This window comes from Vibrio sp. LaRot3 (assembly GCF_027587025.1).
GTDB lineage: Bacteria > Pseudomonadota > Gammaproteobacteria > Enterobacterales > Vibrionaceae > Vibrio.
Window position 1 is genome coordinate 630,827 of record NZ_JAPPTI010000001.1, and the last position, 21,715, is coordinate 652,541.

General features: G+C 45.8%; 18 protein-coding genes and 1 other annotated feature. Of the genes, 5 read left to right on the forward strand and 13 right to left on the reverse strand.

All coding sequences use genetic code 11. The features are described 5' to 3' along the window. Positions 1 to 28: 28 nt before the first annotated feature. Positions 29 to 1,939 carry an alkaline phosphatase D family protein gene (locus OH461_RS02990; RefSeq protein ID WP_270019144.1) on the reverse strand — a complete coding sequence of 637 codons (1,911 nt, stop codon included), beginning with the start codon at positions 1,937 to 1,939 and terminating at the stop codon, positions 29 to 31. A gap of 11 nt (positions 1,940 to 1,950) precedes the next feature. Then, positions 1,951 to 2,316 carry a hypothetical protein gene (locus OH461_RS02995; protein WP_260258672.1) on the reverse strand — a complete coding sequence of 122 codons (366 nt, stop codon included), beginning with the start codon at positions 2,314 to 2,316 and terminating at the stop codon, positions 1,951 to 1,953. 99 nt (positions 2,317 to 2,415) lie between these two features. On the opposite strand from OH461_RS02995, the gene OH461_RS03000 reads away from it, so the two are divergent. The 3 genes from OH461_RS03000 (at position 2,416) to OH461_RS03010 (ending at position 8,512) form a co-directional block, all read left to right on the forward strand. After that, entirely contained in the window at positions 2,416 to 3,738 is a 1,323-nt protein-coding gene (locus tag OH461_RS03000; protein ID WP_270019145.1) for a MipA/OmpV family protein, read from the forward strand. A 129-nt stretch (positions 3,739 to 3,867) separates the two neighbouring features. After that, positions 3,868 to 7,809: an ATP-dependent RNA helicase HrpA gene (gene hrpA / locus OH461_RS03005; protein WP_270019146.1), complete on the forward strand. Its 3,942-nt coding sequence runs from the start codon at positions 3,868 to 3,870 to the stop codon at positions 7,807 to 7,809. Positions 7,810 to 7,990: 181 nt separating this feature from the next. Next, positions 7,991 to 8,512 carry an outer membrane beta-barrel protein gene (locus OH461_RS03010; protein WP_270019147.1) on the forward strand — a complete coding sequence of 174 codons (522 nt, stop codon included), beginning with the start codon at positions 7,991 to 7,993 and terminating at the stop codon, positions 8,510 to 8,512. A 67-nt stretch (positions 8,513 to 8,579) separates the two neighbouring features. Here the strand turns inward: OH461_RS03010 and OH461_RS03015 are convergent, their stop codons facing one another. From OH461_RS03015 to OH461_RS03025, 3 genes are read right to left on the reverse strand one after another with little or no spacing between them, the layout of a single operon-like run. After that, positions 8,580 to 9,227, reverse strand: coding sequence for a lysophospholipid acyltransferase family protein (locus OH461_RS03015; protein ID WP_270019148.1), 648 nt, complete (start codon positions 9,225 to 9,227; stop codon positions 8,580 to 8,582). A 9-nt stretch (positions 9,228 to 9,236) separates the two neighbouring features. Beyond that, positions 9,237 to 10,169 (reverse strand): phosphatidate cytidylyltransferase, encoded by a 933-nt coding sequence (locus tag OH461_RS03020; RefSeq protein WP_270019149.1) that lies wholly within the window; start codon positions 10,167 to 10,169, stop codon positions 9,237 to 9,239. Between the two features lie 5 nt (positions 10,170 to 10,174). Further along, entirely contained in the window at positions 10,175 to 10,897 is a 723-nt protein-coding gene (locus tag OH461_RS03025; RefSeq protein WP_270019150.1) for a CDP-alcohol phosphatidyltransferase family protein, read from the reverse strand. 320 nt (positions 10,898 to 11,217) lie between these two features. Here OH461_RS03025 and OH461_RS03030 point away from each other — a divergent pair, with 320 nt between their 5' ends. Next, positions 11,218 to 11,970: a hypothetical protein gene (locus OH461_RS03030; protein ID WP_270019151.1), complete on the forward strand. Its 753-nt coding sequence runs from the start codon at positions 11,218 to 11,220 to the stop codon at positions 11,968 to 11,970. Between the two features lie 99 nt (positions 11,971 to 12,069). Here the strand turns inward: OH461_RS03030 and OH461_RS03035 are convergent, their stop codons facing one another. The 8 genes from OH461_RS03035 to OH461_RS03070 all read right to left on the reverse strand — a co-directional run bounded on the left by OH461_RS03035 (position 12,070) and on the right by OH461_RS03070 (position 20,660). Next, complete coding sequence (locus OH461_RS03035; RefSeq protein ID WP_270019152.1) at positions 12,070 to 13,329, reverse strand: dicarboxylate/amino acid:cation symporter; 1,260 nt, start codon at positions 13,327 to 13,329, stop codon at positions 12,070 to 12,072. Between the two features lie 324 nt (positions 13,330 to 13,653). Beyond that, entirely contained in the window at positions 13,654 to 14,460 is an 807-nt protein-coding gene (gene trpA / locus OH461_RS03040; RefSeq protein WP_270019153.1) for a tryptophan synthase subunit alpha, read from the reverse strand. Continuing rightward, on the reverse strand, positions 14,460 to 15,650 hold the full coding sequence (trpB, locus tag OH461_RS03045) for a tryptophan synthase subunit beta (protein WP_270019154.1): 1,191 nt from the start codon (positions 15,648 to 15,650) through the stop codon (positions 14,460 to 14,462). The genes trpA and trpB overlap by 1 nt, the downstream gene beginning before the upstream one ends. Before the next feature lie 11 nt (positions 15,651 to 15,661). Further along, the gene (gene trpCF / locus OH461_RS03050; protein ID WP_270019155.1) at positions 15,662 to 17,095 is read right to left on the reverse strand and encodes a bifunctional indole-3-glycerol-phosphate synthase TrpC/phosphoribosylanthranilate isomerase TrpF; all 1,434 of its coding nucleotides are present in this window, start codon (positions 17,093 to 17,095) and stop codon (positions 15,662 to 15,664) included. A gap of 7 nt (positions 17,096 to 17,102) precedes the next feature. Then, the gene (trpD, locus tag OH461_RS03055) at positions 17,103 to 18,101 is read right to left on the reverse strand and encodes an anthranilate phosphoribosyltransferase (protein WP_270019156.1); all 999 of its coding nucleotides are present in this window, start codon (positions 18,099 to 18,101) and stop codon (positions 17,103 to 17,105) included. An 11-nt stretch (positions 18,102 to 18,112) separates the two neighbouring features. Continuing rightward, a complete protein-coding gene (locus OH461_RS03060) occupies positions 18,113 to 18,748 on the reverse strand; it encodes an aminodeoxychorismate/anthranilate synthase component II (RefSeq protein ID WP_270019157.1) in 636 nt (211 codons plus the stop codon). A 4-nt stretch (positions 18,749 to 18,752) separates the two neighbouring features. Next, positions 18,753 to 20,330: an anthranilate synthase component 1 gene (locus tag OH461_RS03065; RefSeq protein ID WP_270019158.1), complete on the reverse strand. Its 1,578-nt coding sequence runs from the start codon at positions 20,328 to 20,330 to the stop codon at positions 18,753 to 18,755. 147 nt (positions 20,331 to 20,477) lie between these two features. Next, positions 20,478 to 20,588 (reverse strand) — a sequence feature (Trp leader region). Then, the gene (locus OH461_RS03070; RefSeq protein WP_270019159.1) at positions 20,535 to 20,660 is read right to left on the reverse strand and encodes a Trp operon leader peptide; all 126 of its coding nucleotides are present in this window, start codon (positions 20,658 to 20,660) and stop codon (positions 20,535 to 20,537) included. It overlaps the preceding feature by 54 nt. A gap of 157 nt (positions 20,661 to 20,817) precedes the next feature. On the opposite strand from OH461_RS03070, the gene rnm reads away from it, so the two are divergent. Next, entirely contained in the window at positions 20,818 to 21,684 is an 867-nt protein-coding gene (gene rnm / locus OH461_RS03075; protein WP_270019160.1) for an RNase RNM, read from the forward strand. The last annotated feature ends 31 nt before the right edge of the window (positions 21,685 to 21,715 follow it).

Sequence of the window (21,715 nt, forward strand, 5' to 3'; positions counted from 1 at the left end):
GCATAGGTTAGGGATCACAAGTCGGCAGCTATAAGTTTTGTTTAATAGGTGGAAAGTGCACTTGCTTTCCTTCGCCCGTCAAAATCGAAATTTGGCTAGGTTTTCCATGACTATCTAGCTTGAGTTCACCAATCGCACTTGCGTTGACCAAACGCTTTGAACCTTCAGTATCTGGGTCACGTTTATACACTTTTAATCGCTTACGTTTAGTGAAGAAGTTAAGCGGTGAGCGCGGTGAATAAATGGCTTGGTCTATCCAATCACAGGTTGAGAGCAGTGGTTCAGGGAACTGATTTTTAAACCCGCTACAAGTGATTTGGAAGATGTTTGGGCTCGACTTTCGAAAACGCAGCTTTATATCGTAAGCGAAAGAGTAGTGCACATCACCTGAAAGAATCACAAAGTTAGTTGGCGTTTTGGTGTGGGTAAAAATGCTTAACAGAGTATTCGCACTGCCCGGATGAGCCATCCAGTTTTCGGCGTCAATCAGCAGTGGTTGGCCTAACAACGTCATACCTTTTTGTAACGCTTCAATAAATTTCACGCCAAACATCGGTGCTGCTGAGATGATTATTACTTTATCTTGATGCATGAGCTCTTGTTGGAACTCAATTAATGCCTCCCAATCCATCAGTCCTGACGGCTTGTTCATGCGAGACTCTGAGCGCCAACGACGAGTGCGAGTGTCGAGTACCACCACCTTGGGAGAGCTATCAATGGTGAAGTGCCAACGTTCGAAACTGTACAAGTAATTGATAAAATCATCATGGCTTTGTACTGACTGAGTGGCGACATAGCGTTGGGCTAAAGCCAGTAAATCTTGATTGAAATTGTCTGGTTCGTTGCCCCAACCTTGGCATAGCCAATAGGCGATCAGTCCGTTACCGATAATGCGTTTCGCAAATGGGTTTTCATAGGCGGCCTTTTCCCAGCCGACGGTTAAATTCCAATCGTCGGTAATATCGTGATCGTCAAAGATCATGTAAGTCGGGATGTGAGCCATTAAGCGCTGACTATTAGTTAGCCCTGCGACAAATTGTTCAATAATAGGCTTTTCAGCACGCCAATTGTTTTGAGTCGCAGCAGAAAGTAACGCCCCACCTTGAACAAAGTTCGCTTCTTCAAGTCGATTCAGATTAACAAAGCGCCACAGAGTCGGAGACCACACCATGAGATACATGGCAAAAAACTCACTGAATGTTATCAGGTGGTTTTCTGCTTCTCGCGAACTAAAAATAGGCTCTTGCGTATGCGGGAAAAGTCGATTGAGTAAGCGAGGCTCGGGTTGGTATTTAGGCAACAGTTTATCGCGATGGTAATAGCACCAAGAGTGCGAGTAGAGCTGCTGAGACGTTGTAATAGGCGCATCGGTAAACGTTTCATCGTATAGCCCTAAGATTTGAATGACTTGATGAATGGCGTCGAGCATTGGGCCTGCGACATGGTCGGCATAGATCTGATCGCCGCTCATCATTAGCATATCAGGTCGCTGTTCAAGTGTTTGGCTCGCGACCTTTAAATCCGCTTGTACTAGCGCATCTTTGCTAGGGTGATGAGGGTTGCGGCAAGAGCCGTGTAATAGGTAGTCGGCTTTGGTCGAAATTTTGAATACGGGACGATTTTCTTGCTGGTATAACAGCTCAGGGGTTAGATCTCCTAATCGACCTTGAGCGGTTAGAATGTCGTAGCCGAGCGCAACGTTGGTTGGAAAGTCACCTTTAAACTGGGCACAGACAACGTGGGCATGTTTGCCTACTTGGATTTGATTAGAGACATCAAACTCAGCTTGGTGAATCAAACCTTGATTGGCTTCGTCATAAAGTTCAAATGTGGCTTGTAAAGGTTGGCTAGTGACAAGCCAAAGAACCAATTCGTTAGCGGTGGTCTTTCTAAGAATAGGACCTGCGAGAATAAGGGGGAGAGTTGAATGTGCTGTCATCAAAATCCTAATTATTCAACGTATTCATTTTCTAAGTCTGGTGCTTCTAATAATTCGACGATTTCCGAGCTAGAACGCTCATGACCCATTAAAAACAATGCAAGTATTGCATCAGCTTTACTTTTGGCATCGCTATCTTCTGCTATGATCTGTTCGAAGCGTTCGCGAATTAACTCAATCTCATGCTCAACAAAGCCTCGGCCTTCTTCTTCACCTTGTTCTTCATCTGGGGCGTTGTCGAATTGCAGAAACAGCATATCGTCTACTTGGTTAGTAGCAATTAGGCGTTCTGGTAACCACTCATCGCCAGTCACCAAATTAAGGTCAGCGTCGGTGGGTAGTTGGTTAAGTAGATGCTTGAATTCGGAAACTTTCACAATTATTTGAGTAATTAGAGCGTAATATCCTATTTTAACGGCTAATCGCCCTGAAACATAAGTAAAAAGTCGCGTTAATAACGTCTAAGTGACCAAAAAATGACAATAAATACTCGCTGGCTGTTGCCAGTGTGCTTTTTAAGCTTCGCAAACTGCGCGTTAAGTGCAGAAGATAAACATCAGTTTTCTGAACAGGAATGGGGGCTAGCGGCCATGTATCGCGTCGCAAGCATTCCTTTTGTTAGTCAAGATGGGGACCAAAGTGTCAGTACTTTTGTCCCAATGATGTTTTTAGAAAATGATTATGTTTTCGTCCACGGATTAGAAGGTGGTGTGCACCTTTATGATTGGCAGCAAGAGCAATTAGATTTAAACCTGTTAACTCGAATGCGTTTTGTTGATATTCCCGCATCAGTGCAAAACGCCGAGCAGGGAGATACGGCGGATTATGGCTTCCAGCTTAAATATCAGTTTGATGATCAGTGGCATGTAAACACAGAGTTGATGACCGATGACGAGTTAAGATTTCACACCAACCTCACGGTAAGAGGTGAATTTGATAAGGGCGATTGGCTATTCAAGCCATTTGCCACGCTGCGATACAAAGATGCGGACTTTAACAGCCAATATTTCGCGTTTAATGAATCTACGGGAGAGAAAATTGGCGGCGGTGTTGATGCCAAAATTGGGCTAGATGTGCGTTATCACGTCGCGTCAAACCTCTACTTGCTCGGTTCAACCAGCGTAACGCGTTTGGATGATAATGCATACGATTCACTTGCTGTTGAAGATAGATATCAAAGCGAAGTGTACGTTGGTTTTGGTTTCTTTAACGACAAGAGCAAAGAGTACAAATCCGAGCTGTCTAATCGACCATATTTACGCGTGGCGCACGGCTGGGGAACACCATCTAATATTGGTGACATTTTTACGCTCAACATAGAGAAAGATCCGTTCAACAACCAACTGAGTTCAGTGTTTTATGGTCATCCGCTAACGGATGAACTGTTTGGTTATCCGTTAGATATCTATTTCACTCCCGGCATCGTGCATCATTGGTCGTCAGAGGTTCAATCATCCAGTACTGAGTTTGTAGCTGCGATTAAGGCTTATGTGACCATCGAATGGCCTATTGATTGGCGTTTGGGTATTGCGGAAGGTCTCTCTTACGTGGACAACATTACCTACATTGAACAAAGTGAAATGGATAGAAAAGGCTATAACGCCAGTAACTTACTCAACTATTTAGATTTCTCTGTAGATGTGAACGTTGGTCAGCTATTTAATCAACCAGAATGGGAAAACATGTGGTTTGGTTATTCGCTTCACCACCGTAGTGCAATCTTTGAAAAAGCCTCCCAATTTGGCCGAATTAAAGGTGGGAGTAACTACAATACAATTTATCTGCAATATGAGTTTTAGCCGCTGGTTGTTATAGGCTTATAACCTAGATTGCTTAACGCCCATAAGCACTGGTACTTATGGGCGTTTTATTAGCAAACTGTGATACAATCCCGCCAGTTTTAGATACAGCAAAGAATAGGACACGCTTTGACTTCGTCACAGCCAAATAAAAACAAGCCAGCAGAGCAAAAATCGCAAGCTAACAGTGCTGCCTCTCTGCGCAAAGCGCTTGAACAATGCATGCTGCGCGACCGATTACGCTTAAGTAAGCGTATCGCAGGTGCTAACAAGATTAAGAAAGACGCTGCGCGCAATGCAGTGTTTGATGAGATCGCGCTTGATATTGCTAAATCCATGATGGATGTCGAGCAGCGCAGCGCGTATCAGCCAACTATCGAATACCCAGAAATTCTTCCGGTTAGTCAGAAACGAGATGACATCGCCAAAGCCATTGAGGAAAACCAAGTGGTTATCGTGGCTGGTGAAACGGGCTCAGGTAAAACCACCCAGTTACCGAAAATTTGCGCCGAGCTTGGCCGTGGTAAGTTTGGTCTAATTGGTCATACTCAGCCTCGTCGATTGGCAGCACGTTCGGTCGCCAACCGCATTGCGGAGGAGATGGAAACTCAGCTGGGTGAGTTTGTTGGTTATAAGGTTCGATTCAACGATCAAATCTCTGACAACACCCAAATCAAGTTGATGACAGACGGTATCTTACTGGCTGAAATTCAGCACGACCGCTACTTAAATCAATACGACACCATCATTATTGATGAAGCGCACGAACGCAGCCTGAATATCGATTTCATCTTGGGTTACTTAAAAGAGTTACTGCCGCGTCGCCCTGATTTGAAGGTCATTATTACGTCGGCAACCATCGACCCAGAGCGATTCTCAAACCACTTTAATAATGCTCCGATTATTGAAGTTTCTGGTCGTACTTACCCAGTTGAAACGCGCTACCGTCCATTACGTGGTGATGATGACAGCGACCGTGATCAGCTTGAAGGTATCTTCGAGGCGGTGGATGAACTGTGTGATGAAGGCTTAGGTGACATCCTTATCTTCATGAATGGTGAGCGTGAGATCCGCGACACCGCTGATGCTTTATCGAAACGAAACTTAAAGAGCACGGAAATCGTGCCGCTTTATGCGCGCTTGTCTGCCGGTGAGCAAAACAAGATCTTCCAACCTCATACAGGGCGTCGCATCGTATTGGCGACTAACGTAGCAGAAACTTCGCTTACCGTTCCGGGTATCAAGTATGTGATTGATCCGGGTACCGCGCGTATTAGTCGCTACAGCTACCGAACTAAAGTGCAACGCCTGCCAATTGAGCCAGTCTCTCAGGCCAGTGCCAACCAGCGTAAAGGTCGTTGTGGTCGTGTGGAAGAGGGTATCTGTATTCGTCTTTACTCGGAGGAGGATTTTGAGTCCCGTCCTGAGTTTACCGATCCTGAAATTCTGCGCACCAACCTAGCATCTGTTATCTTGCAGATGACAGCGCTAGGTCTAGGTGATATTCAGGCATTCCCATTTGTTGAAGCGCCAGATAAGCGCAACATTCAAGATGGTGTTCGTCTGTTAGAAGAACTGGGTGCGATCAGTTCAAATGCGAAAAATAGCCGTGAAGGGGATAAGAAAAAACTGACTGCGATTGGTCGTCAGTTAGCTCGTTTACCTATCGATCCTCGTTTGGCGCGTATGGTTTTAGAGTCACCTAAATATGGTGCGACCAAAGAGTTGATGATCATTGCCTCTGCCTTGTCGATTCAAGACCCGCGTGAGCGCCCAAGTGATAAGCAGCAATCATCTGATGATAAGCATCGTCGCTTCTTCCATGAAGAGTCAGATTTCTTAACGTTTGTGAACCTGTGGGATTACATTCAGAAGCAGCAAAAAGCCCTGTCAGGTAATCAGTTCCGCAAGCAGTGTAAGCAGGATTACCTTAACTACCTGCGCGTGCGTGAATGGCAAGATGTTTACTTCCAGATTCACCAAGCCATGCGTGAAATGGACTTTAAACTCAATGATGAGCCAGCGTCGTACCAAGGCGTGCACTCGGCTATCTTAGTTGGCCTTCTTTCTCACATCGGTATGAAAGACCAAGAGAAGAATGAATATCAAGGCGCACGTAACGCTCGTTTCCATATCTTCCCTGCCTCTGGTCTGTTTAAGAAGCAGCCGAAGTGGATTATGTCAGCAGAGTTGGTGGAAACCTCTAAGCTTTGGGGCCGTATTATCGCCAAGATTCAGCCTGAATGGATTGAGCCTTTAGCGAAACATCTGATTAAACGTAGCTATAGCGAGCCTCATTGGTCGAAGAAACGTGCCGCAGTTATGGCTTATGAAAAAGTCATGCTGTACGGAATTCCTATCGTACCGAAACGCTTGGTGAACTACGGCAATATTGACTCTGTCATTAGCCGCGAGATTTTCGTGCGCAGCGCATTGGTTGAGGGGGAGTGGGAAACCAAGCATGCCTTCTTCAAGCAAAACCGTAAGCTATTGCAAGAAGTCGAAGAGCTAGAGCATAAATCTCGTCGCCGCGATATTTTGGTAGATGACGATGAACTGTTCGATTTCTACGATCAGCGTGTGGGTACGGAAGTTGTTTCTGGTAAGCACTTCGATACATGGTGGAAGAAAGCCTCACAGCAAAATAAAGAATTGCTCAATTTTGAAAAAGAAATGCTCTTCAAAGGTGATGCAAGCCATGTGACGGATTTAGATTACCCGAACTTCTGGCATCAAAGTGGGCTTAAGTTGAAGCTGAGCTACCAATTTGAGCCGGGCGAAGATAGTGACGGTGTCACGGTACATGTACCACTGCCTATTTTGAACCAGATTGACCAATCAGGCTTTGATTGGCAGATCCCGGGGCTACGCCATGAGCTGATTGTGAGCTTAATTAAGTCGTTACCGAAAACCTTGCGTAAGAACTTTGTTCCTGCGCCAAACTATGCCGATGCGTTCCTTGCTCGCGTAACACCAATGGAAATGCCATTGCTTGATGCGCTAGAGAAAGAGCTGCGCCGCATGACAGGTACCGAGCTGTTGCGTGAGGATTGGAACTTAGAGCAAGTGCCTGAGCATTTGAAAGTGACTTTCCGTGCTGTCGATCACCGCAATCGTAAGCTCAAAGAGAATAAAGACCTCCATGAGCTGAAAGAAAGCCTAAAAGATAAGGTGCAAGAAACCCTATCGAAAGTGGCCGACGATGATATCGAACAGCAAGGTTTACATACTTGGAGCTTTGGTGAACTGCCTCAAGTCTACCAACAGAAACGTGGCGGTTACGATGTAAAAGCGTATCCAGCGATTGTTGATAGCAAAGACAGTGTTGAGATCAAACTGTTTGAAACTGAGTACGAGCAGCACACTGCAATGCGTGCAGGTCAGCGACGTCTGATTCTTCTCAACGTACCATCGCCAATTAAATATCTGCACTCTAACTTGCCGAACAAGTCTAAACTTGGCTTGTACTTTAACCCTTACGGAAAAGTACTTGATCTGATTGATGATTGTATCGCTTGTGGTGTTGATAAGCTGATTGAAGAGCAGGGCGGCCTTGTTTGGGAATCCGATAAGTTCGAAGCGATGAAAGAACACATTCGTGCAGAACTCGGTGACACTGTGGTTGAGATTGCTAAGCAAGTGGAAACGATCTTAACTACGGCATTCAACATCAATAAGAAGCTTAAAGGTAAGATTGATTTCAGTATGGCGTTTGCGCTGTCTGATATTAAAGCGCAAGTGGAAGGGCTTATCTTTAAAGGATTTGCCACTGAGTGTGGCTGGAAACGTCTGCCAGATATTCTTCGTTACCTTAAAGCGGTTGAACGTCGTATGGAGAAATTACCGATTGATCCAAATAAAGACCGTTTGCACATGCTCAAGGTTGAATCAGTGGCGAATGATTATAAAGAGCTGCTGAACAAGATTCCTAAAGGTGTGGCAGTGCCGGAAAACGTCAAAGAAGTGCGTTGGATGCTTGAAGAGCTTCGCGTGAGCTTCTTTGCTCAGCAGTTGGGTACGCCATATCCAGTGTCTGACAAGCGAGTGAAAAACGCTATCGACAACTGTTAATTGCCTTTATGCCAGCGCTCATTGAATAGTCTTTAGGCGCTAACTGATTAGATTATTTAGATTTAACAGTGTTCTGTCATAACGGTATGCTATTTGCATTATTTTGCTCAACAGACAGCCATGTCAGAGAAACGGCAGAGCCTTGCCGTTCACTGGCATTACGATAAAGAGAAGGTTAATTATGAAAAAGACACTTATCGCTTTGGCGCTATTAGGTGCATCAGCGACTGCTTCTGCAGACTCTTGGATTTACGGTGGTGTTCAAGGCGGTCAATCTGATTTCTCAGGCGAGAATGACACAGCATACGGTGTGCATGTTGGTACGGGTATCCTACCATTCATCGGCCTAGAAGCAGGTTACTGGGATTTTGGTCAAGTAGAGTTTTCTGCTCCACGTGCAGGTATCACTGCAAAAGCGGACGCAAGCTCACTTTACTTTGCTGCTAAGCCAAGTATTGATTTTGGTCCTTTACATGTTTACGCGCGTGGTGGCTTACACTCTTACGATATCGGTTACAGCAGTAACTTTGGTAGCATCCCTTCAGATGATGGCATCGATATCATGTACGGTGTTGGTGCAGAGTACTCTGTGCTACCGGGTCTAACACTTGGTGCTGGTTACCAAAGCTTTGCGGTAGAAGTTGAAGGCGAGAGTGACAACATCAACACCTTTACGCTTAACGCGACATTCCACTTCTTATAATGATTAAGTGGTAAGAAATGATAAAACCCAGCAGTGATGCTGGGTTTTTTGTTTTGGGTTAACGTCGCTATTCATCACCGAGTGTTGTCACGATGCATAGCTCACTAAGTTGATCGTATTGCTGCTGCATGGTTGTAAGGAAAGCATCCGCATCGGCAAACTTATCGATACCTTCACCAAGTACGACATCACAATTAAACGGTACAAACATCGCAGTGCCTTTTGGCAAAGAGCGGCCTAAACCTCGCATTACGACTGGCACAACTGGGCAGTTGTCATGCTCTTTGACTAAGTGATAAATCCCTTTCTTTAAACCACTCATCACTTCTGGCTCACCGCGGCTTCCTTCAGGGAAGATGATCAGGATGTCTCCGTTTTTCAGTGCTTGGTGGCACTCATCAAATACAGCGTTTCGTTCACTTTTGGAAGGAGAACGGCGAATAGGAATGATACCGAGCACATTGAGTGACAACCAAGAAGACAGCTTGTTTTTGAGAAAGTAATCCGCCGCAGCCACTGGGCGAACCTTGTGCACCATACTGATTGGGAACAGCGCGAGCAACACCAAGGTATCAAGATGGCTATTGTGGTTGGCGGCGACAATCACAGGGCCTTTCTCTGGCAGATTTTGTCGTTGAATGACGTTAAGGCCCAAGCCAATAAACACCAACGGCTTGACCAGCAGCAGCACAAATAGAAACTTAAAAATCTTCATATTTAGCCCCTAGTAGTACAAGTAGTAGATGTAGTGGAAGAACAGCGGTGCAGTAAACATCAAGCTGTCGATTCTATCTAAGATACCACCATGGCCAGGGATGAACTGGCTGGTGTCTTTAATCTTAAGATCGCGCTTAACCGAAGAGATCACTAAGTCACCGATAAAGCCACTAAATGCAATGATCATACCAGCCACCATGCCTTGCAGTGAAGTCAGTGGAGTGAGGTAAGGTGCAACAAAGTAACTAATGGTAATAATGGTAGCAGCGCCGCCGATAAAGCCTTCCCATGTTTTATTTGGGCTCACTTTTGGCACAATTTTATGTTTACCGAAGCTCTTGCCCCAAACGTACTGACACACGTCGTTGAACTGGGTAAAGACAAGTAGGAAGAGCAACATCCCCATCGAACCGGCATCAGGATTCTTGCTTGGTAATACGAGTAAGTAAGCCATGTGACTGACACAGAATACCGTTAGCATCAAAGCCCAGTGAATAATGCCCGCCGAGCGAATAAAGCCTTTAGTATCGCCAATTAATACCGCCACCATCGGTAGGTAAAGGAACATGTACACCGGAATAAAGATGATGAACATGCCGTACCAACCAATGGACAACCAGTAGTATTGGAAAGGGATAGAAAGATAAGCCCAAAAGATCACGCGGCGATCGGTCATACGGGTAGGCACAATAGAGAGAAACTCTTTGAGCGCCATAAAGCTTAAAAAGCCGACGAAAATGAGAGTGTATTGGACGGGTAGGTAAAGCACCACAAACACAATGCCAATCATCCACCACCATGAACGAATACGCAGTTTCAGCTCTTGATAGTCTTTGTCTGGATGGCGTCGTGATAAATACAAATAGGCGAGCGTTCCAACTACTAGAACTAAGATAATTGTCGCCATCATATGCAGCGAATGGGTAGGTATAGTCATCATGGATTTTAGCTCGCGGTATCTACGTTGTTTTCAGAGGTTGTATCGGTGCCAGTGCCTGCTTCGGTCTTGGTTTGTTTCGCTTTGGTATCGTAAATGGTTTTTAAGCGGCGCCATGAGGTGTACAAACAGCCAACAACCATCACACCAAGCGTGGCATCCATAGTGTAAATAAATGGAGCAGGGAGAAGATCAAAGGCTTGGTTGGCAAACATGAGTAGGCAAACCAATGTAAGTAGTGCCATGCGATGTTGTTTGGCCATTGGGCCTCTAAAGTCCGCCTCACAACCCATACTAACGCCGAGCACGCGAATATAAGCGGTTAACACGGCGAGTAACGCAGCTGTCCATGCTAATGGCAACGCAAACTGTGAAACGCCAACAAATCCAGCGGCTAAGATGAGTAGGGGGTCGGCAATTCTGTCTGGTACATCATTAAACAGTTCACCAGCGGGTGTTTTCTTTCCGCCTTCTACAGCCACCATACCATCAAATAAATTACACAGTAGACGCATTTGGATGGCGAGTGGTATGAACAGCAGCCAAACAGCGGACGGGAACAAGTGATAGCCAACTCCAAAAGCCAAACCTAAAGCGGCAAAGGCTATGCTCATTAGCGATATTTGATTGGGCGTTATATTTTTACTGCTTGACCACATCGCTATACGTTTCGCGATGGAAAGGTTACGAACAGCAAGTGGTCGGCGGTTCTTTTCTTGTTGTGATTCCATAATGCCAGACATCCATTTTCATAATTGTCGGCATTATACCTATAGTTTTATAACCTAAATATAAAAGTTGTATTTAAACATGGGCTTATTTGATCTCCCTCCACTGCAATCGTGTGAAGAGGCAGTCGATATGGGAAAACACGATAGAAAGTATTGCCTGAACGGCCAAGTCTAACGCCTAACTCGCTGCTTATAGATAACTCAATTACACAGAACTTGTTCCCTCTATCGCAAAGCGCTTGGTTTTATCTAATCTCAGGTAATTTGGTGGATATTATAAATCGACTCATTTGGTTTAGAGTGAAATAGGGCAGGAAAAGATGATGAAATTGGTCGGCATAGCGTTATTTGGTTTGGTACTCGCGGGCACTACTACGGGCTGCAAAAGCACACCGACAGTTTTCCCAACAGGTCAGCGACTGTTACTAACTGGCGACACGTTGATTTATGAAGGAATGATCACAGGTGATGGTGTGCTAGAAGCAATAAGGATGGTGAGGCAAAGTGATAAAACCATTAAGAAATTGAAGATTACTAGTACTGGCGGCGAAATGGCGGTTGGAATAGAGTTTGGTTATTTTGTTAAAGAGAACCAACTTGATGTCGAAATCAGTGAGGTGTGCTTCTCTGCTTGTGCTAACTACATACTTCCTGCGGCGAAAAGTGTGGTGATTAATACCAACTCATTGATTGGTTGGCACGGTGGTGCAAAGCAAACGGATAAACTTTGGCAACAAAGTGTGCCAAAAAGCGATAAAGCTGTATTTATGACCTATCTAAATCGTTTACGAACCAAAGAGACGGCATTCTTTAGGCATATGGGCGTCGACCAACAAATTACCACTTACGGACAGACAATAGAGAATAGCTGTCAGATCAAACAGCAAACACATGGCTGGTACTATACTTTGGAAGACTTGGATCGAATGGGGATTAAGAACATCACCGTCAAAGGTAGCGGCTTATTGAATGAAATAGAATACAAAGATGACGGCGGCCAACTTGATACTACAGACTTTATGCCTCAAAAGATCACTTCTTGTTTGTTAGAGAATGTATTCGACCAAGCATAATGTATGTTTACGAATGATGCGCTGTCTCGATACGGTTCTAGAGCAAGTAAAAAGCCACTCCGAGGAGTGGCTTTAGAATGCTGTTAGAGCTGTAAGGGATTAAGCGTTTTGCTTTTCTAGCTCTTCTACTTGTTGCTCATCTTCAATCAGAGAATCAACAATTACCGCACATGCCGCATCACCTGTGATGTTAAGTGCTGTACGAATCATATCGAAGATACGGTCTAGAGCGAACAGTAGTGGTAGACCTTCAATTGGAATACCCGCCGCCAGCAGTACTGCTACCACTAAGAATGAAGGACCAGGAACACCAGCTTGACCAACCGCACCTAGCGTAGAAGTCACGATGATTGCGATGTACGCGCCCATGCCTAGGTCTACTTGGAACAGCTGTGCGAAGAAGATAGCAACCAAACCGTAGTAAATCGCGTTACCTGACATGTTGATTGTCGCGCCCAGTGGCAGTACGAATGAAGCCGTAGAGTTACGAACACCAAGCTCGTTTTCACATGCATCCATTGTTACTGGTAGAGTCGCCATTGATGATGCTGTTGATAGTGCAACCGCTTGAGGCTTCTTCATTACCGTTAGGAATTTCTTCGCTGATGTCTTAGTGAAGATTTGGATCATCAGTGGGTAAGCAACGAAACCGAAGATTAAGATAGCAGCAACGTAAACGACGAATAGTTTGAACACTACCATTAGCGCGCCAAAACCAAATGTACCTACTGCTTCAGCCATCAGGCCGAATACACCGATAGGGGCAATGATCATCACTTTGTTGATCATCCAAACCATAGCATCAACGATACAGTTAACACCGTTCATGATTGGTTCGCGACGGGCTTTGTCTTGCTTAGAAATAGCAATACCAAAGAACAGGCAGAATACCAAGATTTGTAGGATGTTTGCTTCGTTCAGTGATTGGAAAACGTTAGTTGGGATCATACCAGTGATGGTCGCCCAGAAAGTAGGTAGCTCACCTTTAGAAGCGTATTCTGATGAGAACATGCCTTCAACGCCAGAAACGTCGATACCCATGCCCGGCTCGAATACAGTACCCATAACGAGTGCAAGTGTTACTGCTAACGCTGACGTTAGAGCAAAGTAGCCAAGGGTAACAACGCCTACTTTACCTGCAGATTGGCTATTACCAAGACCAGCGGCACCTGAGATAAGTGCAACCGCTACCAATGGGATAACCAGCATTTTGATTAAGTTAATAAAAATAGCGCCCAGTGGAGCGAACATTGCGGCACTTTGGCCCATCATGGCACCAACGGCAGTACCAATGATCATAGCAATGACGACTTGAACGCCAATGTTGCTTAGCAAACTCTTTTCTTTTAACACTTCCATAACCTCTGTGCTAATAAATGTTTAATTCCTAGAATTAACTACTAACGGCTTTCGTCGTGTTGGTTAATTGTTTCGAGAAGGTTTTTACACGTTTGTTTTACAATTAGCAATAAGCAACAAGAGGCAAAGATTAAAAGTTGAACAGCTTTTTGTGTGTTTGGTGATATTTCGCACGAAAGCAAACGTTTGCTCTTTGTGTTGTTATAAGTTTGAGGTGCTTAGTTTATAAAATGGTGTATGGAAGGGAGGGTTGATTGGTGTGGTGAATGTTAATAAAAAGATCGATTACGAGCGGGCAATCGATCTTTAAACAATGTTACAGAATTACTTTTGAGTTGCGGCTTTCATTGGTGAAATGAAGGCTTTTAACTCACTCAGCATTTGCTCTGGTTGCTCAAGGTTAGATTCGATAATCTTAACCACCGCAGAACCAGAAATTGCCCCTGCAGCGCCAGCCTCTAATGCTTGCTTAACTTGCTCAGGCTGAGAAATACCAAAACCAAGCAGTGCTGGTGGCGCATCGAACTGATTTAGGCGCTCTAATAAGTGGTTCACTGGCATATTAGCCTTGGTTTCTGCCCCTGTCACACCTGCGCGCGAAAGTAGGTAAGTGTAGCCACCACCCAGTTCAGCAACAGATTTCAATGTTTCATCGCTTGCCGTTGGAGGAGCGATGAAAATAGGGTGAATACCATGCTTCTCTGCGGCAGCAACAAATTCTTCGCTTTCGTTAGTAGGTACATCTGCAATCAAAACTGAATCAATACCTGCTTTTGCGCAGCGAGAGTAAAAATCATCAATGCCTCGTGAGTACACTAAGTTGGCGTACATCAAAAGACCGATTGGTAGCTCAGGATATTGAGCACGAATCTTACCGATTTGCTCAAAGCAGATATCCGGTGTTGCGCCTGAATCTAACGCACGTATATTTGCACCTTGAATCGTTGGGCCATCTGCCAGTGGGTCAGAGAAAGGAATACCTAACTCTAGAGCATCTGCTCCTGCCTCAACCAGCGTTTGCATAATGGCTAATGATTGCTCCGGATTTGGATCGCACACAGTAACGAAAGGAACGAACGCGCCTTGGTTTTTCTCTGCAAGACGTTGGAACATTTGTTGATAGCGGTCCATTAGATCACTCCTTTTTCTTCTAGAATGGCATGCACTGTGAAGATATCTTTATCGCCACGGCCAGATAGGTTTACCACCAATAGCTGCTCTTTTTCTGGGTTCTCACGCGCCATGCGCAACGCATGAGCTAAAGCATGAGAAGACTCAAGCGCAGGAATGATACCTTCACTGCGAGCGAGCTCTTGGAACGCATCTAGCGCTTCGTCATCAGTGACGTTGTCGTACTCCGCGCGGCCAATTGCATTAAGATGCGCGTGTTGAGGACCAACCGATGGGAAATCCAGACCAGCGGATACAGAGTAAGACTCTTCAACTTGGCCATGTTGGTCTTGCATTAACGGCGCTTTCATACCGAAGAAGATACCCGTCTTACCATGTTTTAGTGGCGCACCATGTTGGTCCGTATCAATGCCTTTACCAGCTGGCTCGACCCCGATTAAGCGCACGGTTTCTTCTTCAATGAAATCAGCAAACATACCAATTGCGTTTGAACCGCCACCGACACAAGCGATCACTGCATCCGGTAGACGACCTTCACGCGAGAGAATTTGGTTTTTGGTTTCTTCGCCAATCATACGTTGAAAATCACGCACAATTGTCGGGAATGGGTGAGGGCCCGCTGCCGTACCAAGAAGGTAATGTGCTTCTTCATAGCTTGCAGACCAGTCACGCAGTGCTTCATTACACGCATCTTTTAGTGTTGCGGAGCCAGAATGTACTGGAATGACTTCCGCACCCATTAGCTTCATACGAAATACATTCGGGCTTTGACGTTCAACGTCTTTAGCGCCCATGTAAACGCGACACTTCAAACCAAGCAAAGCACAAGCAAGGGCTGTTGCTACGCCGTGTTGGCCCGCGCCAGTTTCAGCGATGATTTCATTCTTGCCCATACGCTTAGCAAGTAGCGCTTGGCCAAGAACTTGGTTGGTTTTGTGTGCACCACCGTGAAGCAGATCTTCACGTTTCAGGTACAGCTTGGTTTTAGTCCCTTTAGTCAGGTTACGAGTTAACGTAAGTGCTGTTGGGCGGCCGGCGTACTCTTGCAGCAGCGCCATAAACTCGCTGCGAAACTCAGGGTCTTGTTGTGCATCAATAAACGCTTGCTCTAGTTGATCTAGCGCAGGCACTAAAATTTGCGGAACGTATTGACCGCCATATTCGCCAAAGTAGGCATCTAACTTTGCCATTGCTCTCTTCCTTAATATTGTCTAATTGCAGCAAACGCTTGTTGCAACTTAGTTGAATCTTTTTTGCCCGGAGCGCTTTCTACGCCCGAGTTTAGGTCTAGTCCCAAGCAGCCTAGTTGGCTGGCTTGTTGTGTATTCTCTGCGGATAGGCCGCCTGCAAGCATGGTTTGTTCGGCATCGCTAATCAGTGACCAATCGAAAGTTTGTCCAGTGCCGCCGCTTTGGCTGCCAACTTGAGCATCCAGTAGGTGGCGGTCAATACCACGAGCGATGCGAGTAGGTGCGCTATCACTTACTCCATAAGCTTTCCATATCTCAATGCTGGCGGGTAGTTGGGTGCGAAGCACTTCGATGTATTCTTGTGACTCTACGCCATGCAGTTGAACCGCGGAGAGTTTTAGCTGAGTGGCTATCTCTGCCACAATTTCAGCAGGATGGTTTTGGAATACGCCAACATAGTTAAGCGGCGCACCACTCATCACGATACGTGCTTCTTCAGGGCTAACGTAGCGCTTCGATTGTTCGACAAAAATTAAACCGCCGAATACCGCACCCGCTTGATATGCCTTTGCTGCGTCATCATTGTGGGTTAGGCCACATACCTTGTTCTCGCCTAAAGTGACTTTGCGAACGGCGAGCTCTAAGTTATCTTCTGACATTAGAGAACTACCGATTAGGAAGCCATCTGAATAAGGCACAAGGTCACGTACTTGCTGATGGGTATAAATGCCAGACTCAGAAATGACGGTTGCATTGGGTGCTAGCTCGCGGATGGTCGGAGATAGTTCTTTCGTGCGGTTGAGGTCTGTAGACAAATCACGTAGGTTGCGATTGTTAATGCCAATCACTTTTGCGCCAAGGTTTACCGCGCGGTGCAGCTCTTCTTCGTTGCTGACTTCAGTCAGAATCCCCATGTTGAGCGAATGGGCGACATCCGCTAGCTGCTGATATTCTTCATCGTCTAATACTGAAAGCATTAACAAAATGGCATCAGCTGAGTAGTGTCGCGCTAGATAGACTTGGTAGCTATCCAACATGAAGTCTTTACATAACACAGGTTGGCGAACTTGGCCGCGCACTTGTGGTAAGAAATCAAAGCTGCCTTGGAAGTATTTCTCATCTGTTAATACTGAAATAGCATCGGCATGGTTGTTATAGACCGAAGCAATGTAATCAAGATTAAAGTCATCTCGAATCAGCCCTTTGGATGGCGAAGCTTTCTTACATTCTAAGATAAATGCTGTGTGATCATCTCCGACCGCTTGATAGAAATCTCGGTCAGAGGGTGCAAGCTCCGCTTTAAAGTTTTCTAAAGGTTGCTCAAGCTTACGCGCTTCAACCCATTGATATTTATCACGTACGATTTTCGCTAACACTTCGGCCATTTGCGCTTCTTTTACAGAAACGTGCTGCGACAGTTGGTTTTGCTGAGATTGGTCTGTCATGGTGCTGTTATCCTCGCGCAGCCAGTTGTTGTACTAGCTGATACGCTTTACCTGAGTTCATTGCTTCGATGGCTTGCGCTGTGTTGGCTTTCAGATCTTCATGGCCAAATAGACGCATCAAAAGCGACACGTTAACCGCCACTGCGCCAAGCTGAGCATCTGTACCTTTGCCCGTTAAGATATTGGTGATGATTGCTTTGTTCTCTTGCGGGTCGCCGCCTTTAATTGACTCTAGCGGGTAGCTTTCAACGCCAAAGTCTTCTGGTGTGAGTGTGTATTCCACGATCTCGCCATTCTTGATTTCAGCCACTGTCGTAGCTCCATGAATGGCGACTTCATCTAGGCCGCTACCGTGGACTACTGCTGCGCGTTTCATACCCATTTTTAGCATGGTTTCTGCAATCGGGCGTACTAATTCTTCGCTGTAAACGCCCATCAACTCGATGTTAGGGCGAGCGGGGTTAATCAGTGGGCCCAGAATGTTGAAGATAGTGCGAGTCTTCATAGTTTGGCGCACTGGCATCGCATGGCGCACGCCGCCGTGATATTGCGGTGCAAAAAGGAAAGCAACGCCAATATCGTCAACCGCTTTAGCGGTGTCTTCTGCGCTCATCGCCAGATCAATTCCAAACGAATCGAGTAGGTCTGAAGAACCTGATTTACTTGATACGCTGCGATTGCCGTGCTTAGCAACCTTTAAGCCACATGCCGCTGCAACAAAAGCGGCAGTGGTCGAGATATTGATGGTGTTGTGGCCATCACCGCCGGTACCAACAATGTCTGCGAAATCGTAGTCAGGGCGTGGGAATGGATTGGCATTCGCCAGTAGTGCCTTAGCCGCACCTGCGATTTCTTCTGGCGTTTCGCCTTTGATTTTCAATGCAGTCAGCGCAGAAGCCATTAGGATTGGATCTAACTCGCCACGAATAATGATATCGAAAAGCTGTTGGCTCTCTTGCTCAGAGAGTGACTGCTGGTCATATAGTTTATTAATAATCTGTTCCATGACGTTGTTCCTTAATCCTTTTTATTGTCTGTCTTTTTGTCGTTACTGATTTTGCTGTCCGTGGATGAACTATCCAATGCCCAATCAATGGCATTCGCAAGCAGGGTTGCACCGTAAGTGGTCATAATGGATTCTGGGTGGAACTGAAATCCGCAGACCTTATCTTGTTCTTGTACTACTGACATCACGAGACCATCGACTTCCGCTGTGACGGTTAGGCTGTTCGGTACTTCTGTCGCCACCAAAGAGTGGTAACGAGCAATGGCCAGTGGTGACGGCAAACCTTGGTAAGTTGCATGATTTTGGTGCGCCATCATGGAAACTTTGCCATGGACAATCTCGCCAGCTCCTTCGACTTTACCGCCGTAGGCTTCAACAATCGCTTGGTGACCAAGACAAATACCAATCATTGGTACTTTGCCCTTTAGGCGTTGGATCAGATCAGGCATGTTGCCCGCTTCTGATGGCGCGCCCGGGCCGGGAGAAAGCAGAATGACCGGGTTGTCCAGTTTGCTAACTGCTTGCTCAATTGCCTGTGCGGCAATGTGGTTGCGATAAATTGTCACCTGATGGCCTAGCGAGCGAAACTGATCCACAAGGTTGTAAGTAAACGAGTCGAAGTTATCGATAAAAATAATGTTCGCCATGGGTTTACTCCTTGTGTGCCGATGCTTGATGCGCTGATTGAATGGCTGAGATAACCGCTTGCGCTTTACCACGAGTTTCATCTGCTTCGGCTTGAGGGTCAGAGTCGAAGACAACCCCAGCGCCTGCTTGAACTTGAGCAATGCCGTTTTCAACGTAAGCCGAGCGAATCACGATACAGGTATCTAATGTGCCTTCGCCAGTAAGGTAGCCTACAGCGCCGCCATAACTGCCGCGACGAGCTTGCTCAACATCGCGGATGAGCTGCATTGCGCGAATTTTCGGAGCGCCAGTTAATGTGCCCATGTTCATGCATGCTTGGTAGGCGTGCAGTGCATCTAAATCTTCGCGTAATTGACCAACGACGCGCGAGACTAAATGCATCACATGGCTGTAGCGGTCAACTTTCAAAAGGTCAGCAACATGGCGAGTACCTGCTTGAGAGATACGAGCAACATCATTACGTGCTAAATCCACCAACATCATGTGTTCTGCGTTTTCTTTTACATCGCTGCGCAGTTCAAGCTCAATGCGGCTATCTAGATCAAAATCAATGCGACCATCTTGGTGCTTACCACGACGGCGCGTACCTGCGATTGGGTAAATCTCGACTTGGTTAGTGTGCGTTTCGTATTTCAATGCGCTTTCAGGAGACGCGCCAAATAAAGTAAACAGCTCATCTTGCATGTAGAACATGTAAGGGCTTGGGTTACTCTGTTTTAGCGCTTTATATGCCGCTAGTGGAGAAGGGCATGGCAGCGTGAATCGACGTGATGGCACCACTTGGAACACATCGCCTTTTACCACGAACTGTTTAAGGTCTCGCACGATTTCACAGAAATCTTGGTCAGCGATGCTTGGCACTGCTGTTACGTCGGTCAGTTTTTGCGGCTCTGGTAAGGCTTTAGGTTGCTGGCAGGCAAGGTCAATCTCATTGAGACGTTGCTTTAATGGTTCAGCACTTGCGTTCTCCGTAAAGCGCGTTGCTTGCAGTGAACAAGATTGAGCTTGGTGATCAACCACCAGCAATGTCTCTGCAACGTAAAACACGTAGTCAGGGCACTGGTTAGTTGCTTGAGCATCGCCCAGTGGTTCAAAGTTTGCCACTAAATCGTAAGCAAATAAGCCACCGAGAAACAGAGCATGTTTCGGCTGGTTGGTTAAATCAAAACTGTGTTGGATAAGGCGCAGGGCATCAAATGAAGACGCTTCACGTAGACGAGAGTCTTCATCTAATGTGTCACATGGTGCGCTAAATTTAAGAGTTAATTCACCTTGATGATATTGGCTTGTAACAGATTCAGTGACGTTAGCTTGAATGTGTTCCAGTAAGTGCTGACCGTTGTCGGTGAGGGCGGTCATTGTTACGGTGTGACCAAAACAAACAATGCGAATCGCGGAGTCAACAATCAATAGGCTTTGAAGGTTTTGTTTAGAATCGATTTCAGCCGACTCTAGCAATAAGCTGTCGGTTTTGTTTTCACACAAAGTGTGGAATAAATGCGTTGGATCCTGAGAGTAGGGAACCTCAGTTTGAATAACTTCTACACTTCCTAGCTTTCGAATTTCAATGGCCTTGTTCACAAGACCTCCTTTTCGTTATCGTTTTAATCATTCTTCCTTATCTACATACTCGCATAAAGCAAACGTTACCCCAATCTAGAATTTGTTCGTTTTGCTGAATCTTTCGCCAGTCAGTTCAAGTATGTTTATCGGAAGTAAATAATGGAATCAAAAAAGCCCGCTGGTTGAGCGGGCTTTGGCAATCTTTCTAACACTTAAGTGTTGTTAAAAGTACACGTTAGCCCACCAAGAACTTGTCCAAGTGCGCCACCAAACTAAATCTGCGTTCTGCTGTTTCGTGCAGTTCAGATCAAGTTTCACATTTTGCTGTTGGTTAAATTCTTGTAACATAGCGTGTCTACCGAATTAGGTTCATTTAATACGTTGTATTTGCGTACTAGTTAACTAGTATTTTGTTGTGCTGTCAAGCCCCAAAATATCTCAATGTCGTGATCGGTCGAATAGAATCTCACTATTGGATCGCCTTCACCTAAATAAGAATTAGAACATGAGAATTGATTTACATAGTCACACCACAGCATCCGATGGTCGGCTGACTCCCCCTGAGTTGATTGAACGAGCGATGAGTTTTGAGCTTGATGTTCTCGCCATTACAGACCACGACACCGTCGAAGCGTTGGCAGAGGCGAAGCAATATGTGGCCGACAATAATTACGATCTGACCATTATCAATGGCATTGAAATTTCGACCGTGTGGCAAAACAAAGATATTCATATCGTCGGTTTAAACATCGACCCTGATGCAGCCGAGCTGCAAGCCCTTATTGAGCAGCAAAAGAATTATCGTAGTGAACGGGCTGCTCTGATTGCCCATCGCCTTCAAAAAGCGACTCAAGAAGGCGTTTTAGAAGAAGTTCAGCAGATAGCAGGAGATGCACCGATTACACGCGCTCACTTTGCTAAATGGCTGGTGGATAATGGTTATGCTAAAACCATGCAGCAGGTCTTTAAGAAGTATTTAACTCGTAATAATCCGGGTTATGTTCCGCCGCAATGGTGCTCAATGGCCGAGGCGGTTGCGGCCATTCAAGCCGCTGGTGGTCAAGCTGTGTTGGCGCATCCGGGGCGCTACGGCTTTACAGCTAAGTGGATTAAACGTCTGATTTCAGCGTTTGTTGAAGCAGGTGGCGAAGCGATGGAAGTTGCGCAACCTCAACAAGCGCAACAAGAAAGACGCAACCTTGCAGATTATGCTATACAATACAAACTATTAGCCTCTCAAGGCAGCGACTTCCACTACCCATCCCCATGGATGGAGTTAGGTCGCAATCTTTGGTTACCGAAAGGTGTAGAACCAGTCTGGAAAGATTGGGGTATTGAACCAACCGAGGCTGATATTGATCAGCAAGAGTAATATCGAAAGCCCAGTAAGCCGTGTTTATATT